Here is a 16,557-nt window from a genome sequence, read left to right on the forward strand (position 1 = left end):
TCGACGACGGCCTCCCCGCCTCGAAGTGGAAGCTCACCCACCAGGAGACCGGCGACCTCGGCGAGATGGCCCTGGTCTACGACCGGCTCCGCTGACGCTTTAGGCCGTCCTGCGCGATTCCCGCGGGCTGCCGCGTCCACTGAACTTGTTCTTCATGGTCCGAGTCGGTTTCGTTCGATGATGCTCTCGAGTCGGTTCACGGTCTTGCAGCCCTCGCCGCGCGGCAGGCCTTGATCGCCGGCGTGATGCCGGCGGGCAAAGCCTCCGTGGTGCGCGGGTCAGGCGTGGTGGCCCGATGCAGGGCCTGGTGGACGACGTCGCAAGCCATGCCCGCGGTCACGAGGTGACGGCGGGGCAGACGACGCCGGCCTGCACACGACGGCGGCTTTGGCACGGACAGCTCCCATGCGCTTCCACGAGTCGCGGTCGCTGTCGGTGCACCCGGTGGAGACCACCTTCGTCATCGCCGTGTCCGCACGCGTCGTGGGAGCGGCACGGCTGTACCCGGTGGAGGGCCAGGACGGGACGGTCGAGGCGGGGGTGTGGATCGGACGGTCGCATCGGGGTGCCGGAGTGGGCGCCGCCGTACTGCAGTTGCTGTTGGAGCAGGCCCGCCCAATAGGGTGGGACCAGGTGTACGTGAGCACGACGCCGCAGAGCAGCGCGGTGCGGGCCCTCATGGACGGCTTCGGGGTGGACCGCGTTCCTGACGGCGAGGAACTCGTGGGGCGCGGGCGTTTCACGAGCTGACGGCCGGCGGCGTGTTAGAGCTCGCCCGGACGGGCGCACGACCCGGCCCCGGCTGTGCGTGGAGGGCCCCTGTGAACAGGCAGCCCAACCGCGGTGCGGTGAGGCTCCGATGTACCTTGCGAGCCCGCCGAATTCGCGCAAGGAATCGAAGCATGCGTGATTCAATGCCTGCATGGTGGATGACGGTATTTCCCTTGGGCCGCTGGAACGGGCCGACCACCACTGGGTAGTTGGGGACGCGACACGAGCGGGTGGCCGTTGGGTCGAGTTCCGCCCCCACGGGCTCTTCCAACGCGAGGAGGACTCCGACGGACGGCTGATCCCATGGTCCAGGATCGTGAGCGGCATGCGCATCACCTGGGGCAAGCACTCCTGGAACGTCAACGACAAGGGCGTATACACCCTGAAGGGTACGGTCGCCGGGCGCAACGGCGGCTGGCTGCACATGACGCTGCGTCACCCCTATGAGGATGACCAGATGCGCTTCGACCGACACACGCGCCCGTACCGAGCGGTGGACGCCCTCCGGCTGGAGTACCTGCTACGACACCTGATCGCCGAGGGCACGCCACATCTTCTCGGCGACCCGGACTGGGTGGGTCGTGCTGTGGCGTACCTGGCCGGCGGGAGGAACCTCTGGCTCACCGCCCCAGCGCTGAGACGTGTGACCTCGGAGGCGGTCGCGGCGGCCGGCCCGGCACTACCAGACCCCTCTGCCGCGAAGCCGCCGTCGGCTTCGTGAACGCATCCGCTGTCACGGCGCCATCCGCAGCCGGCCGGCGTCGCGGTGCGTCGGTGTCCAGGGGTACACCGCGCTGCGCCGAAGGCCCCGCGTGGCCGTCATGGCCGAGCTGCAGCCGTGCCGTTCCCCCGTCTTGCCCCACTGGCAGGCCGTTGACCGTGGCCGTTTGGAGGCCCACGCTGTTTTGCAGGGCGGAAGGCTGTCCGACGTCCGCACTTCCTGCGCCAGCGACTCGAGCATCTTGTCCAGCATCGTCCTCGGCCGCACCTTGCCCGGGGTGAGCAAGGCTGTGATGAAGCGGGCCAGATCGCGTGTCGTCGAGATGATCTCGCCCTCGCCTCACGTCTCGGGCCGGTTGTATTCCGTCACGTCCTGAAGGGTACCGTCCGACATCGCCAAGTAGCCGTGGAAGTAAGGGCCTTGGATCATCCGGCCGTCGCCCGGGAAGGGCGTGACAGGGGCCCAGTGGGCGCAGGATGCGGTCTCCAGGACCCGGACGGCCACCCGTTTCGCACCCGGCGGAAGCCCTCGACGACCGACAGGGACCATGGTCACGGACTCGCTCGGCGGCGCGACGCAAGGTCGATTGCCAGCAACTGACGCACTGGTGGGCACGCCCCTGTATGCCCCAGGAGGCACGTAGCTGCGGGCCGTCTTGACGCCCACCCTGTGTTGCGGTGCCATGGCGCTATCGAAGGAGGGGCCGTGGCACCCGATGGGTACAGTGACGCCGAGGACCGTGCCGATGAGGGTGTCGATGACCGACCGGACAGCTCACCGGACCCGCACCGTCCCGCACCTGCGGACAGTTTCTGGGTGGGGGTGCTCGTTCTGATCGTGGTGATACTCCTCCTGATCGTCCTCGTGGCCCACATGGACTGGAGTCCCGGAAACCCGACCAACAACATGCCGCCTTACAAGTGACGGAGGCCCGCATCGTGGCCGCAAGCGGCATCCGGCCCGGCTGGTGTTCGATGACACCTGGACCGGCCGGACGTGCACGCGGCGTTCAACCGCATTTACCAGCACCCCCAGGCTTCGGCGAGTTCGCGAAACCGAAGATTTCCGCTGCGTGACAACCGTGTCGGCGCGGGCCTCTCGCTCTCCGGCGAGGACCACTCAGAGTTGGACGAGATCGGCCGTCGGCGGGACGTTCTGGGGCCGGGCCCGTCACCATCGCGGCCGGCGCGCGTCCGGCATCGTCGGCCTCCGGTCCCCGCGCAGACAACCCACGCGCGCTGCTTCCCGTCCTAGGTGACGCGAGAGGCGCCCGGGACCGACGGGACGTCTGCGCACGGGGTTTTGAGGAGAGGATCATTGATCCGTGCCCGGCGAATATGTGTGACCGCCGTGGCGGTGATGGCGGCCCTGGTGGGCTCGCCCGGACCGGCACACGCACAACAGCCTCAGCGATTAGGGCTGTTGCAGACAGCGAAGGCCAAACCGCTCCCGCCGGGGTGGCGGATCGACGGGCGGGGCGGGGCGCATGAGCTGGTGTGGCGTGCCCCGAAGGCCGTGCCCTTGGGAGATGCGCGAGTCGAGTTCCGTGCGGGGGACCGGCTGCTCGGGGCGCCGAAGCAGGCGAGAGACGGGCGGACCTTCCGGCTCGCCCTCGGCGAGACGCGGCCCGAGCGGCTGACGGGCCTTCGAGTGACGGCCGCCGGGCGCCGACTGGACGCGGCCTCCGAAGGCACGCACAAGGCCGGCTCGCGCGTGACCGGGACGCCCGCGCAGGCCCCGGCGAACGGCGTCGACCCGGGCCGATCCGGCGCGTACCGCACGGTCTCCGGCGCGTACGAACTCGACCCGGTCCGCCTGCCGGGGTACGCCACCCCGGTGGAGATGACCGCCCAGGTGGTTGCACCGAAGGGCGCGACCGGCAGCCGGCCGCTGGCACTGTTCCTGCACGGCCGCCACGACACCTGCTACAAGCCGGGCTCCACGGCCGCCGCGAACGGCGACTGGCCCTGTGCGGACGGCTACAAGCCGATTCCGAGCCACCTTGGCTATCTGCGAGACCAGCAACTGCTGGCCTCGCAGGGCTATGTGACGGTGTCGATATCGGCGAACGGCATCAACGCCCAGGACTCGGAGACCGAGGATGCCGGCGCGCAGGCGCGTTCCTCACTGGTACGGCTCCACCTCGCCCGCTGGGCAGACTGGTCCGCCCACCGCTCCTCCGCCCCGGCCGTCGTACGCGAGGCGCCGAAGGCCGACCTGTCCCGGGTCCTGCTCGTCGGCCACTCGCGTGGTGGCGAGGGCGTCAACCGGGCCGCCGTGGACAGCCTCTACCCGCCGCCGCACGCCGAGGACGGTTCCCCGGGCCCGGTGCGCTGGAAGGTGCGAGGGACCGTACTCATCGCGCCGACGATCTTCGGCCAGAATCCGGTCGCCGACGTGCCGTCCGTGACGTTACTGCCGGGCTGTGACGGCGACGTGTCGGACCTGCAGGGCGAGGACTTCGTCGACGGCACGCGCGGGATCGGCCGGGGCACGGCACTGCACAGCGCGGTCTACATGGTGGGCGCCAACCACAACTACTTCAACAGCGAGTGGACCCCGGGCGAGGCCGTCGCGCCGGCCAGGGACGACTTCGGGACCGACCCGGAGCAGCCCGACCCGGTGTGCACGCCGGGCGCCGCGCCCAGGCTGACCGCTGTCCAGCAGCACAAGGCGGGCTCCACGTACATCGCCGCCGCCGCCCGGCTCTTCCTCGCCGGGGACGACCGGGTGCGTCCGCTGGTCGACGGTTCCGGCAAGCGGGCCCCGTCCGCGGACCCTGCCCGGGTGCTGAGCCATGCCGTCGGCGGCCGCCGCAGCAGCGGGTTCCTGCCGGACGGAGGGGTGAAGGTGACCGGCGCCCGACTGTGCTCGGCCATCGACCCCGACGCGGCCGTGGCCTGCCTGGACCCGGCGACCACCCTCGGATCGTCACCGCACTTCGCGGCGTGGGAGACGGAACAGGAGACCGGCCGCAGCGCGATTGACCTGAAGTGGTCCGCGCCGGGGAAGGCCGCGCGGGTCTCTCCACCCCAGCCGCTCTCCCTGCACGGGACGCAGAAGCTCGCGCTGCGGGTCTTCGTACCGCCGAACACCACCGGCACCGAGTTCGACGTGTCCGTCACCGACTCCCGCAATCGCACGGCGATGCTGGGCCGGGTCGAGATGGCGGGGCTGCCGGGCTCCGCGGCCACCGCCTCCTACTGGGCTCAGGAACTGCGCGTTCCTCTGTCGGCCGCGACCCGGGCCGGGCTCGATCTCAGGCACGTCAAGTCCCTGGCGCTGACCCCCCGTTCGCGGAACGGACAGGTCTGGCTGATGGACGCCTGGGGCTGGGCGCCCGGTACGTCGGAGCTGAGGGCGGCCGCACTTCCGCGTGTCGACGTCGGCCGCACGATCGTCAAGGAGGGCGACTCAGGCACCCGCACCTACCGGATCCCGGTCACGCTCTCCGGGCACGGCAGCGGACAGGTCCGCGTGTACGTCCTCGACCCGGACGGCGGCCGGGCCGAGAACCGCCTCGTCACGGTACGGCCCGGCAGCCACGCGATCGACGTGCCCGTCGAGGTGAAGGGCGACACGGTGTACGGCGACGACGTGGAGCACGACATCGCCGTCAAGGCCGTCCACAACGCGGTCGTCGGCAGGTACCGAGGCGGCCTCACCGTCGCGAACGACGACCCCGAGCCGGTGGCCAACCTGTCGCCGCTCGCGGACCGGGTGACCGAGGGTGCCACGCTGACCTGGCGGTTGTCCGTGGAGGCGCCCGCAGCGGCCGACATCTGGCAGCCGGTGCGGGTACTCGCGGCCACCGAGGGCGCCGAGCTGTCCACCAAGGACGTGGATCCGCAGTGGCTCAAGGACTCGTCCGGTGACCTGTCCGACCCCGAGCGGCCGCTGTCCCGGACGCACCTGTGGGTGTGGCTGCGCATCCCCGCCGGGAGCACGAGCGTGGACTTCGTCGTGCCGACCGTCAACGACCAGGTGACCGAGCCGACGGAGTCGATACGCGTCGCACTGACCGACCGCAACGCAGAGCCGCTGCCCGACAGGCCTGTGCTCACGGGGACGGTCCTCGACCAGCCGTGAACACGAGGTACGAGGGAAGGTCGGCCCCCTCGCGCGCCGGGGGCCCGGCCCGCCGATCGTCCGGGCCCCCGGCGCGTCACAGGATGCCCGGAAAGTCGGAGGCGGCGCTGCCCGCGCGTCCCATACCATCGGGCCCGCGCCGACCGTCGACCATGACCGAGGACGCGTCCGACGAGCGCGCCACGCTGGTGCGCCTGACCGAGGCCGGCGCCTCCTCTGTCCCGACGGGGCACCGGGCGGGACTCCACGCGTTCGAGCAGTCGATCGGCGAGCTCGTCGGCGACGAGGTCGAGGCGCTGGTGGTGGCCGCGGTGCCCGTCTGTTCGCCCTCGCGGGCGCCACAGGCATAGGACGACGATCCTGGAGTGCGTTACGGAGCCGCGGAGGCGGACAGTCGCGTGCTCCTCGCCGCTCACTCCTGCTCCTTCTTCCTCCTCTTCTTGTCCTCGGCCTTCTCGGCCATCACGTGCCAGGCGGTGAGTGCATCCTCGGCGTCGGTGAGGCCGGCGGTGCTGTAGGACCTCGGGTAGGCCCGGCTGATGGTTGCGAGGTGGTTGTCGACCAGGGCGAGTTGTGCGGCCTCGTCTTTTACGTCCTTGAGGTCGAGGAGCTTCAGGATGGCTTCCCGGAGGTTCGTGACGACGTACCTGTCCGCCGGGGTCCCCGTTCTCTCGAAGGCCAGCAGGGTTCTCCGCGAGGTGCCCTCGCCCTTGCCGCCGGTGTCGGCCGCCTCAAGGGTCGCGCCGGGGATGTAGTTGACGAAGGTGAGCAGTTGGTTCAGGAAGCCCTGCACGAAGAGAGGCTTCGCTTCGTCCGAGACCTCGCGGATGCTGGCGAGGTAGTGCCTCATCAGTTCGTCCGCGTTCTTCAGACCCGCCGTGTGCTCCGCGGTGTGCCTGAAGCTCCGATGCAGCCTCGTGTACATGGCCAGGGCATCGGCACGGAGATTCGGCAGCGCTGCCAGTACGTCGGAGAGCGGCTTGTTCACGATGGCGGTGCGGATCGCGTCGAGGTGTACCGCCCAGGCCGTCGTATGCGCACCCATCGTCCCCCCGGGCAGGGGAGAGGGGCTACGGCCGGCCGAGTGCATGCCGGTGACGTAGGCGGTGGTGCCCTGCATGTTCACGACGATCTGGGACGCCAAGGGCTGCTTGCGCCGCGTCCCGTCGGCCAGGACCTCCTCGTCGTCCGCAGCCTCCTCGTCCGCAGCCTCGTCGTCTTCCGCCTCTTCCTCCATGGCGTCGGACGACGAGGCGGAGGAAGAGGCTGCGGATGGCGAGTTGGAGGAGGAGCTGGACGAGATGCTCGCGGCGGCGATCGCCTTTTTCGCTGCCCTCAACTCGTTCTCCAGACGCTCCAGGGTCTCCGACTCTTCGGTGATGACGGCCTCCTGAGTGCGCCTGCCGTTTTTGTTCCTCGCGGAGAGCACACCCAGTTCGCTCTCTGCCCTGGCCTTCCGACTCTTTGACTTCGCGATCTGGTCTTCGTAGTAAGGCACATCCGCCATCCGCGCTTTGTTCACCGCGGCCATGACCGACCCGCAGAGGTCGGCCAACGCTTCGCCCTGGTTCGGCCAGGCCCGCGCGAAGGCCAGGGGAAAGGCCGCCTGGACAGATTGGATGTGCTGACGGGCTGTGAGGACAACGACGTCCTCGACACTGGTGTCCCTCGTCAGCCCCGGAGCCATGAGCTGACGGTTGGCCGCCGGCTCCAGGGCGAGCAGCGCCACCGCCTTGCAGTCGAAGAGAGCCAGGATGGCCCCTTGCAGCGGCTCCGGAGCGACCGTCATTCCGCTCGCCAGGTCCGCTTCCTCCTTGAGCAGCAGGTCGCGGTGGCGCGACTCGCCCTTCCCCTTGCCAGCGAGGGCTGGACGTACCGCCTTGACGTTGATCGTTGACAGCGGAACGAGCTCACGCAGGTGGAGGAGCGCATTGGCGAGTTGCTGGACCAGCGGCATTCTCCGGGTTTCCGACGCGTTCTCGTTGAACTCGTCGAACAGCCGAAACACCACCTCACGCGCCTGCTGCCAGAGCGCCCCGTGTCCGCCCGGGATGTCCAGCCGGATCAGGCCGGTTCCGGGCAAGCGCATCATTTCCTCGTACATCAGACGCAGGTTGGCCACGGCCTCGGCGGCCGTCCGGCCGACGACCTGTCGCCGCACAGCCTCCACCTGGACGGCGAAAGCGGTGGAGTGGTCTCCCATGGTGCCGCTGAACGGCGAATCAGGGCGCCCGATGATGTTGAGCGTGCCGATCCGCACCGTCCCCTCGTCGTCGGTCGTGGGCTCGATCTGCGAGACCACCGCCCGCTGGACCACGTGGCCACCGGCCGATGTCCGTCCGTCGGCCGGGGCCGTTCTGACCGGCACCGGGCCGGCCGACGCCCGCACCGCGTTCGCCTGGTCCTCCGCCTTGAAGGGGCCGACCCTCGGCTCGTCCCCCTTGCTCGTGCCGACGACCGGGCGGACGCTCAGGCGCTGCGCAGCAGCCTCCGGCTGCCGGCTTCGACGCTGCGCGGTATGGCGTGGCTGCGCCAGCCGGTTGTTGATGCGGCGCGCTTCGGTCGCGGCCTCGCGTTCGAAGCGGTCGCCGGGGTCGCTGACGGCTATGCCGTCGCCCCGGTCCGTGCCGGAGACCGGGCCGCGGCTCTGCTGAACGACGTGGATGGCTTCGTGGATCGCGGTCTCGCGGTCGGAGATGTCGCCGACGATCTTGTTGCCCGACGTGAAGGCGACGGAACGGACCGACCGTGCGGCGGCGACACCCTCGGGGCCGTCGATGACCTCGGCGTGTTCCAGCGAACCAGGAGCGTTCATGTCGGTTTCGACAGCGGTCCGCACCTCGGGGTCGAGTCTGCGCCCCGGGGAGCGCAGGACATCTGCCACGGTCGAACGCTGGACGGGAGCCGACTCGGTCGGTTCATGGCCGCACCCGTCGGCGCACCCAGGTCGTTGTTCCCCGATCCCCTCATGCCCTGCTGCGCGCAGCAACCGGACGACGGCGGCGTTGCCGATGCTCCGTTGCAGAGCGAGAACCATGCCGGGGGACATCGCCGCCCCGAGGGGCATCGCCGCTCTGTGGTGCACGGCCCTTGCGCCGGACGGCGCCACGGCACGCGCGTCAAGATCGTCCTCCAAGGCCCTGCGGGACAGTACACCAAGGCCCGGCTCAGCGGGACTTCTCGCTTCTCGCCCGTGATCACGCACCGGTCCAGCCCCGCCCTCACGTCTCCACGACAATGCCGACCCATGACTACGCTGCCCGGACCGGGCCCGCCAGGCCGGTCCGGGCAGCATCCCGGGCAACCGGTGTTGCCTCATCGGCCTGACCGCTCCGGATCGACGTCCGGCGGGCGTTGTCGCTCAAGCGGGCGTGACTCTCACGCCCGCGGGCGCGCAGCCGAGCGGCTTCGGGTCCCGGTGCCGTCAGGGGCAACTCTCGCCGAATTTGACTGCGGTGAAGCTCACCGGCTGCCCGGACAGCTTCGCCCCGGCTGCCGGGGTCTGCCCGCAGACCTGCCAGTTGGACTCGACGAGGATGAACCGGTCCTCGCCGGCATCCTTCACCGTGATGGACGTTCCCGAATCAAGGGCCGCACGGGCGGCCTTCACGGACTTGCCCTTGAAGTCCGGCATCGTCCCGCCCGCTTCGGCCGGCGCCTTCTGATCCGTCGCGGGGCAGGTCTCCTCAAGCTTGACCGCCCCGAAGTCGAGTTCCGTGTCTGTGGGCACGTTCTTCCCGGCGGCGATGTTCTGACTGCACACTTTCCAGTTCCGGTCGAGGGCCTGCATGCGGCCGCGGCCGAGCGCGTCGTGGGACTTGAGGGCGTAGAAGCCGGCGGCCTGGGAGGTGTCTTGGGCGGACTGGAGACCCATGCCGACAAGGTTGGGGACGGCCTTCGTCTCGGCCTTGCCTTTGCCGCTGGACGCCGTCTTCCCGGTACCGGCGGTGGACGTCGTGCTGGTGCCGGTGGCGTCGTCCGGGCCGCAGCCGGTTCCGGCGAGGAGAAGTACGCCGATGGTGGTGCCGATGAGCTTCCAGTTGGCCATGTGTGCCCCCGTTGACGAGTCGCTGTGATGGACGAGCGTATGGGGGATGGTTGGACATGTGAGGTGCGTGGCGGCTCTGTGACCTGAACGAGTGGTCCGTTCCCCTGCGTTCCTGGGTGTTCCTGCGGATGTCCCTGCTCGGAGGAGACGGCCCCGTAACGTGGGCCGGTGCCTCGGCCGTCCGCCGGCTGGCGCAGGCGCCGGCCACCCAGGTGCCTGCGCGGGGCAGTAGCGCGGTCGAAGCGGCACTTGGGCTGATCGCGGCAATGGCGTCGCCGGGCCGGAGTGGTCATGTCTACGCTGGCGGCGTGACGTTGGTGTGGGTGACGGGTAACTCAGGGGCTGGTAAGTCCACGGTCTGCGCGGCCTTGCGAGAGCGTGGCCACGTCGCGCTCGACGCCGACGAGGACGGCTTCAGTCGCTGGATCGACCGAGCTGAGGGCGAAGCCGTGATGGACCTTCCGCATCCGGTACCCGAGGGCTGGCTCGATCGATACGGGTGGGTGATCGTCCGTGAGCGAGTTGAGACCCTCGTCGAGGAGTCTCGTTTCCGCATCGCGTTCTTGTGTGGGTCGGCGGAGAACGAGGCAGAAGTCCGCGATCTTTTCGACGTCATCGTGTGTCTGGTGATCAAGGAGGACACCCTCCGTCACCGGCTCGCGACCCGCACCACGAACGCATTCGGCCGACATCCCGAGGAGCTCGCAGCGGCCCTGGAGTGGAATCCTCGGATGCGAGCGATCTACGAAGGCCTTGGCGCGACGATCATCGATGCGTCCGAGCCACTGACCGAGGTGGTGGACAGCGTGATCGATGCAGCTCAAAAGCCGATACTGCGACGGTGTCTGCCGTGACTGCCAGGTTCGTCGTCGGTGTGGTTGTCGGTGGGGACCTTGCTGATGTGCGTGTGTGTGCGCCCGCACGGAACTGGCATGGCAAGTGATCATCCTTGTTGCCGCTGCTTTCGGCGCCGCGGCGTTGTCTGCGGTGGCCGGGTTCGGCGGCGGGGCGCTGCTGCTGCCTGTGTTCGTTGGCGTCCTGGGCGCCCGTGATGCGGTGGCGGTCCTCACCGTTGCCCAGCTGGCCAGCAACGGCAGCCGGGTGTGGTTCAACCGCCGCGAGGTCGACCGGCGCCGTGTCGGTGTCTTCGCTGTGGGAGCCGTACCGGCCGCGGTCGCAGGCGCGCTGCTGTTCGCCACCGCGCCCCTGCCCGCGCTGACCCGCCTCGTCGGCGTGTTCCTGCTGGTGATGGTCGCCTGGCGGCGTTGGAAGCCGCACGCTGCCCGGCTGGACGACACCGCGTTCGCCGTCGTCGGCGCCGCTTCCGGCTTCGGCTCAGCCCTGCTCGGCTCGGTGGGCCCGATGGTCGCCCCGTTCTTCCTGGCACGCGGCCTGCTGAAGGGCGCCTACATCGGCACCGAGGCCGCGTCAGCCGTGGTGATGCACCTGACCAAACTGGTCGTCTTCGGTGCCGCTGCCGTGCTGACCGCCTCCAACGCTGTCATCGGCCTGGCCCTCGCACCCGCCGGCACCGCGGGCGCTTGGGCCGGCAAGAAGATCGTTGACCGGCTCCCCGCCCATGGCTTCGTCATCGTGGCCGAGATCGGCCTGATCATCTCCGGACTCCTTCTGGCCATCACCGGTGGTTGAACATCCCCAGCCGGTCATCACCGGGTCTCGCCCGTGCCGGCAGCCGGACGCTCGAGGAGGTAAGCGTCTTCGAAGGCCACCCCTTCGTTATGGCGCTCGCCGAACACCGGCAAGGCCGGACGGCCGAGGCGTTTCGCACAGGGCCGACCTGGAGGCGGCCGCGAGGGAGGTCCAGTCCCTCGTCGGCCGCTGGCTGGTTTGGAGGTCATCTCATTTGGCGAGTCTGCGGTAGCAGATGAGGGTGCGGGGGCCGGGCTGGTGAAGGCGAGGAAGCGTTCGGCCTTGCGTTCGTCGCGGCGGTGGAGTCGGCGGTAGCCGGCGAGCCGGGCCATGGTCGTTCTATGGTCCAGCGGTGGCGTCCGAGCCGCAGAGGACTCGATTCCCCTGCGGGCGATGCGGTGGCGGATGCCGCGCTGGCGCAACCGCGCGTGCGCACATTCTGGTGCTGCCGTACATCCTCGCCCGGGCCGCGACCGGCGGTCAGGCCGGAGGCGGACCGGGCCGCGGCCGGTACTCGGCACCTCGGTGCAGGGTGACTGCCGACGCCCGCCACGGTGGCCATGGACGGAGCGCGGGCCCGGTCAGAACACGTCGGTGGTCCACAGGAGGTGCATATCCCATGCGCTGTCCAGGGATTCCTCCGCTCCCTGATACCACGCACGTCGCGCGGTGTCGTCCGGCACGGTGTGCAGGGCCGCGAGCACATCGGCCGGCATCCATGCTCCACCCCAGTGGCCCAGCCAGGTCCCAGGCGTCTCGGCGGGTTCCGGGGTCCGCGGTATGGCGTAGCCCTCGCTGCGGAGAATCTCCAGAGCGGTATCCCGTTGATTCCTCATCAGATGCTGCGGGGAGAAGATCCCGTAGGCATCCAGACTGATTCTGTTCCCGTTCAGGTAGGCCTCCCATGCCGCCTCCGCCGTGGGCTGATCGCGCCAATCGACCACGGGGATCTCCACGGAGGGCCGCGCCGCCCACGGGCCGCCGGAACTCGCGCGCACCTCCCGCGGTGCGGATCCCACCACGACGAATGCGAGCTCGTGGCACGGGACAGGGAGCTCGATGCTCTGTCCCGTCCCGCTGTCCCAGCTGGTCGTCATTCCCGCCGCGATTCGGACGATGTACTCGCCTTCGTCAAGCCCCTCTTGCGCGTCGAACAGAGCGCCCTCGAGTAACTCGGCCGGCACGCCGTCCCGGTTGAAGAACCTCCGGATCGGAGGTCCCCCCGTCGCAGAAACGATCTCGAAGTCGTAGTTGCCCGGGCTGCCCAGGTCGCGGCCGAGTGCGTAGGACGAAACCCGACAGGCAATACCGCCTGCCATCACGTACGTTTTCCGGGCCAGACCGCAGGTGATGAACTTGCGACCCTCAGACGTAGGAACTCTCACCTCCAAGCGCGTCTGCATCAGGTGCAGGCCGTCCTGAGACACCGTCTCCACCCAGTCGGTGTGGGTCCTCCCGTTGGCCATGCTGCTCTCCCTGCCGTTCGGTGCGAGTGGATCCGATGCCCGGCCGCGGGCAGGGCCCGATGCTGCCCGGCCCGGAGGTGGGCGATCACGGCGTGCCGGACGTCGGTCTCCGGGGGAGGGGCAACGCGACGGTGGCCTTGCCGCTGCTCAAGGCACATCTACGGGCTCGTAGAGCACGTCGGTTCTGAGTATTGTTTTCGTACCCTCAAGAAGCGGGGCCGAGTCGTGAAGCGTCCGATGCCAGAAGAGGAGCGCATCGCCCGGTTCGGGGTGGTGGGCACTCAATATTTCCTCAGGCTTCGCGAGCCGCGGCCAGTCAGAGAAGTCACGTTGCGCAAAGGGAAGATCGTTCTGCTTGTCGGCGATGAACCGCGTTTCTCCGCCCACGGCCTCATAAGACAGGTAGATGACGACCGTCAGGAGAGTGCGCCTTCCGTCGGGGGCGAAATAGGGCGAATCGTAGTGCGGAACTATGAATCCGCCGTGTTCGTACGTGATGAAGCGCATGCGCGGATTGACGGCCGCCGGCCTCCAGGGCCTTCCGGCCGAATCCGTCGGATCGTCCGATCCCACTTCCAGCGATAGAAGCGTCCGCAGCCTGCGGTAGAATTCTGCCGCCAGGGATGTGGATTCGGCCGTGGCGCGGAGATGAGCGACCGGATCTCCCTCTGCATAGTTGGCGGCAATGCCGTCTCGGCCCACCGGGGCGAAGCGCTGGGCGGCCAGTTCGGTCGCGAATGCCTCCACTTCGGCCCGAGTGAGGAAATGGCGAATCACCTTGGCGTTGGCCTTTGGGATCTCCGATTCTATCGGGGTCCATGAGTCATCGGCAGATATTCGGCTCAGCGCTTCTTCGGAGAGCTCGAAGGGATTTACCGGCATTTCGAACATGATCACTTCTCCGTGCTGAGGCCGTCGCCGATCCCGACGTGGCCGCGGGTCCCACGGCCCGGAACGGCCGCGGGCGGCGCATTGAGGTGGACGGCGGGACCGTGGGTCACGTACTTGTGTGCTTCGAGTCCGTGGAGGGACTCGAAGCCCCTGGAGTCAATGCCTGCAGGGAGCGGGGACCACTGGGCGATTATCGTCACGGTGACGATATTAGGTCGGGGTGAGCCCGCAAAGCAAGCAGGACGTACCCAACGCGGCGGAGAAGGCCGGGAGACGGCTGGTACCGGCTCAGGGGACTACCGAGGCGAGGTAGTCCCACGCGGCGTTGGGCTGCTCCGTACCGCAGCGGCCGACGCCATCGAGGGCGTCGACCTTGCCGGGCGCCGACCAGGTGCGAGTTCCCTCCGCGGGCGCCCTTCGCGTGCCAGGGTCGTAATGCCCGCGAGGCCACGGGAGTTGAAAGAGGCGGCATGCTGGACGAGTTGGTATCGGCGGCAGCGGCGGCGGGCGGATCTGCAGTGGTCCAGGCGGCGGGGACTGACCTGTGGAAACGGTTTTCGGGGCCGGGTCGCCGAGTGGTTCGGGCGTGGGGACGCGGTGCGGGAGAGCCGTGAGCTGGAGCGGCTGGACCGCGGCGCGTCCGAACTGCCGACGGCCGGCCGGGACGCGGTGGAACGGCTCCGGGTGCGGCACGAGGCCGTCTGGCAGAGCCGGATCGAGATCCTGCTGGAGGACCTGGACGGGGTCGAGCGCGACCAGGCGGTGGCCGAGCTCGGCAAACTCATGGCCCAGGCCCGCCCATAGCCCGGTCCCGTGGACGTCGGTCAGCCGGTCAGGGCCGCGAGGGCGTCGTCCAGGGCGGCGGCCTGGGGTTGGTTGTGGGGGAGCTTGGCGAGGATCTTGGCCATGCCGCAGGTGTTGGTGAGTGACGAGAAGACCAGGCCGCCGGCGACACCCGCGGAGAGCCAGCGGGCGGTGTTCCAGCGTCGTCCGGCGATCAGGCCGGTCAGGACGAGGGACCCGGCGGCGAGGCGGACCTGGCGCTCCATGGCCCAGGGGTTGCGGGCGCCGGCCGGGCGGTGCGTCTGGTGGCCGAGCTGTGTCCAGGCGGTGGTGCCGCCGGTGAGGGTTGCGGCGGGGATGCCGTGGTCGGCGAGGTGTCGGCAGGCTTGGGCCGAGCGGGCGCCGGAGGCGCACACGATGAGGAGGTTGCCGCGATCCGCGGCGGCCTTCAGCGCGGGCAGGGCGGTGTCGAGGTGGTCGAGGGGGATGTTGTGGGCGCCGGGCAGGTGGCCGGAGGCGTATTCGCCGGTAGTGCGCACGTCGATGACGGTCAGCTCGTGCAGGCGGGTGTGGGCCTGGTCGGCGGTGAGGGCGGTGGTGGGTGCCACGGGGTGTTTTCCTTTGCTCGGTCCGGGTCACCCCTTCGGTAGGATACCCAAGGGGGTATCTCGAAGGAGCGTGGGTTGTGGAACTGGCGATGGCGGCCGAGGAACTGAAGACGGTGGTCAACCGGCTGCGCCGGGCGCAGGGTCAGATCGCGGGTGTGATCAAGATGATCGAGGAGGGGCGGGACTGCGAGGATGTGGTCACCCAGCTCGCCGCGGCGTCCCGGGCTCTGGACAAGGCCGGTTTCGCGATCATCGCCACCGGTCTGCAGCACTGCCTGACCGACGCGGACATGGCGTCCTCCGGCGACCGGGAGCAGATGCGGGCCCGGCTGGAGAAGCTGTTTCTTTCTCTGGCGTGAGCCGCGGCGCCGCGGCCCCCGGAACATGCGTGCGGCTGCTCAGGTGAGGGCGTCCATGAGCATGAATGCGGCTACGGCCAACAGCACGACGGCGAACGTGCGTTGCAGCAGGGTGCCGGTGACCTTGGCGGCCAGGCGTCTGCCGTCCCAGGCGCCCAGGATCGCCGCCCCGGTGAAGGGGCCGATGAGCGCCCAGTCGACCCCGACGGTGGTGGTGCCGCGGGTGGCCAGGGACGCCAGCGAGTTTGCCGAGATCACCAGCAGGCTGGTGCCGACGGCAGCCTGCATCTCGAAGGCGAGGACGGTGACCAGTGCCGGGACGGCGAGGAAGCCTCCGCCGACCCCGAGCAGACCGGTCAGCGCACCGAGCCCTGCGCCGGTACCGGCGGCCCGGGCGGGCTGTGCCTCGCCGGCCGGCGGGCAGGTCGCGGAGCGGCTGGGGCGCAGCATCTGGGCGGCGGCGAGTGCGGCGACGGCAGCGAACGCGGCGGTCAGTACCGGCTGGGGCAGGCGGGATGCCGCTGCTCCGGCTGCGGCCGCGGGCAGAAGTCCGGCTGCGGCGAAGAGGGCGCCGGCTCTCCAGCGGACGTTGCCGGTGCGGGCGTGGGCGTACAGGGCGGTGAGCGAGGTGGCCGTGACGACGATCAGGCTGGCCGTGGTCGCGGCGGCCGGGGTGAAGCCGAGCAGGTAGATCAGCGCCGGGACTGCCAGGACACTGCCGCCCCCGCCGAGCGCGCCGAGCGCGACTCCGACTGCTGCCCCCGCGATCAGGGCCAGGATCAGAGCACTCACGCTATGACGGCGTTGCTGCCGCCCTGACCGACGATCGGCAGGCCCGCACGCGCCCAGGCGGTCATGCCGCCGGTGACGTCCGTGGCCTGAACGCCGCGTCCGGCCAGCAATGCGGCGGCCTGCCGGGAGCGGTGACCGGAGCGGCAGATCGTGACAACCGGCCTGCCCTGCGCGGCGGCCGGGAGCGAGTCCCCTGCCGTCAGACGGGACAGGGGCAGGTGCAGCGCGCCGGGCGCGTGCCCGGCGTTCCACTCCGGTGTCTCGCGGACGTCCACCAGGACGGCGGCGCCGTCGCTGGTCTGCTGGTGGGCCAGGCGGGGGGTGAGGCGGCCGCGGGAGCGGCGGAGAAGCGGCAACATCAGATGATCACTTTCGTGCA

15 protein-coding genes and 1 pseudogene are annotated in these 16,557 nt (G+C 69.7%); 8 read left to right on the forward strand and 8 right to left on the reverse strand.

Annotated features, from left to right (window positions below):
- The first annotated feature begins 405 nt into the window (after positions 1 to 405).
- The 4 genes from ACH4ZA_RS38185 (at position 406) to ACH4ZA_RS38200 (ending at position 5,931) form a co-directional block, all read left to right on the forward strand.
- On the forward strand, positions 406 to 750 hold the full coding sequence (locus ACH4ZA_RS38185; RefSeq protein WP_398433621.1) for a GNAT family N-acetyltransferase: 345 nt from the start codon (positions 406 to 408) through the stop codon (positions 748 to 750).
- 346 nt (positions 751 to 1,096) lie between these two features.
- Positions 1,097 to 1,492 carry a hypothetical protein gene (locus ACH4ZA_RS38190; RefSeq protein WP_398433622.1) on the forward strand — a complete coding sequence of 132 codons (396 nt, stop codon included), beginning with the start codon at positions 1,097 to 1,099 and terminating at the stop codon, positions 1,490 to 1,492.
- Positions 1,493 to 2,851: 1,359 nt separating this feature from the next.
- Complete coding sequence (locus ACH4ZA_RS38195; RefSeq protein WP_398433645.1) at positions 2,852 to 5,581, forward strand: hypothetical protein; 2,730 nt, start codon at positions 2,852 to 2,854, stop codon at positions 5,579 to 5,581.
- Positions 5,582 to 5,733: 152 nt separating this feature from the next.
- Positions 5,734 to 5,931: a hypothetical protein gene (locus tag ACH4ZA_RS38200; protein ID WP_398433623.1), complete on the forward strand. Its 198-nt coding sequence runs from the start codon at positions 5,734 to 5,736 to the stop codon at positions 5,929 to 5,931.
- Between the two features lie 62 nt (positions 5,932 to 5,993).
- Here ACH4ZA_RS38200 and ACH4ZA_RS38205 read toward each other — a convergent pair whose 3' ends face one another.
- Together ACH4ZA_RS38205 and ACH4ZA_RS38210 are read right to left on the reverse strand one after the other, a co-directional pair.
- A complete protein-coding gene (locus ACH4ZA_RS38205; protein WP_398433624.1) occupies positions 5,994 to 8,465 on the reverse strand; it encodes a DUF4157 domain-containing protein in 2,472 nt (823 codons plus the stop codon).
- Between the two features lie 540 nt (positions 8,466 to 9,005).
- The gene (locus tag ACH4ZA_RS38210) at positions 9,006 to 9,629 is read right to left on the reverse strand and encodes a PASTA domain-containing protein (protein WP_398433625.1); all 624 of its coding nucleotides are present in this window, start codon (positions 9,627 to 9,629) and stop codon (positions 9,006 to 9,008) included.
- Positions 9,630 to 9,757: 128 nt separating this feature from the next.
- On the opposite strand from ACH4ZA_RS38210, the gene ACH4ZA_RS38215 reads away from it, so the two are divergent.
- Positions 9,758 to 10,483 (forward strand): hypothetical protein, encoded by a 726-nt coding sequence (locus ACH4ZA_RS38215; protein WP_398433626.1) that lies wholly within the window; start codon positions 9,758 to 9,760, stop codon positions 10,481 to 10,483.
- 55 nt (positions 10,484 to 10,538) lie between these two features.
- The gene (locus ACH4ZA_RS38220) at positions 10,539 to 11,279 is read left to right on the forward strand and encodes a TSUP family transporter (RefSeq protein WP_398433627.1); all 741 of its coding nucleotides are present in this window, start codon (positions 10,539 to 10,541) and stop codon (positions 11,277 to 11,279) included.
- A gap of 260 nt (positions 11,280 to 11,539) precedes the next feature.
- Here ACH4ZA_RS38220 and ACH4ZA_RS38225 read toward each other — a convergent pair.
- The 3 genes and pseudogenes from ACH4ZA_RS38225 to ACH4ZA_RS38235 all read right to left on the reverse strand — a co-directional run.
- Positions 11,540 to 11,713, reverse strand: a pseudogene (locus tag ACH4ZA_RS38225) (IS5/IS1182 family transposase); the annotation flags it as partial.
- A gap of 147 nt (positions 11,714 to 11,860) precedes the next feature.
- Positions 11,861 to 12,745, reverse strand: a complete 885-nt coding sequence (locus tag ACH4ZA_RS38230; protein ID WP_398433628.1) for a hypothetical protein — start codon at positions 12,743 to 12,745, stop codon at positions 11,861 to 11,863.
- 147 nt (positions 12,746 to 12,892) lie between these two features.
- The gene (locus ACH4ZA_RS38235; protein ID WP_398433629.1) at positions 12,893 to 13,636 is read right to left on the reverse strand and encodes a 2OG-Fe(II) oxygenase; all 744 of its coding nucleotides are present in this window, start codon (positions 13,634 to 13,636) and stop codon (positions 12,893 to 12,895) included.
- A gap of 597 nt (positions 13,637 to 14,233) precedes the next feature.
- Here ACH4ZA_RS38235 and ACH4ZA_RS38240 point away from each other — a divergent pair.
- The gene (locus tag ACH4ZA_RS38240; RefSeq protein WP_398433630.1) at positions 14,234 to 14,440 is read left to right on the forward strand and encodes a hypothetical protein; all 207 of its coding nucleotides are present in this window, start codon (positions 14,234 to 14,236) and stop codon (positions 14,438 to 14,440) included.
- A gap of 20 nt (positions 14,441 to 14,460) precedes the next feature.
- Here the strand turns inward: ACH4ZA_RS38240 and ACH4ZA_RS38245 are convergent, their stop codons facing one another.
- Positions 14,461 to 15,027, reverse strand: a complete 567-nt coding sequence (locus ACH4ZA_RS38245; protein WP_398433631.1) for a rhodanese-like domain-containing protein — start codon at positions 15,025 to 15,027, stop codon at positions 14,461 to 14,463.
- A 77-nt stretch (positions 15,028 to 15,104) separates the two neighbouring features.
- On the opposite strand from ACH4ZA_RS38245, the gene ACH4ZA_RS38250 reads away from it, so the two are divergent.
- Positions 15,105 to 15,386 carry a metal-sensitive transcriptional regulator gene (locus tag ACH4ZA_RS38250; RefSeq protein WP_390804886.1) on the forward strand — a complete coding sequence of 94 codons (282 nt, stop codon included), beginning with the start codon at positions 15,105 to 15,107 and terminating at the stop codon, positions 15,384 to 15,386.
- 39 nt (positions 15,387 to 15,425) lie between these two features.
- Here the strand turns inward: ACH4ZA_RS38250 and ACH4ZA_RS38255 are convergent, their stop codons facing one another.
- On the reverse strand, positions 15,426 to 16,178 hold the full coding sequence (locus ACH4ZA_RS38255; RefSeq protein ID WP_398433632.1) for a sulfite exporter TauE/SafE family protein: 753 nt from the start codon (positions 16,176 to 16,178) through the stop codon (positions 15,426 to 15,428).
- Positions 16,175 to 16,537, reverse strand: a complete 363-nt coding sequence (locus ACH4ZA_RS38260; protein ID WP_398433633.1) for a rhodanese-like domain-containing protein — start codon at positions 16,535 to 16,537, stop codon at positions 16,175 to 16,177. Before ACH4ZA_RS38260 ends, ACH4ZA_RS38255 begins: the two co-directional genes overlap by 4 nt.
- Positions 16,538 to 16,557 lie beyond the last annotated feature (20 nt).

Origin of the sequence: Streptomyces sp. NPDC020597 (assembly GCF_044335095.1) — a bacterium.
In the GTDB taxonomy this organism is placed as follows: Bacteria; Actinomycetota; Actinomycetes; order Streptomycetales; family Streptomycetaceae; genus Streptomyces.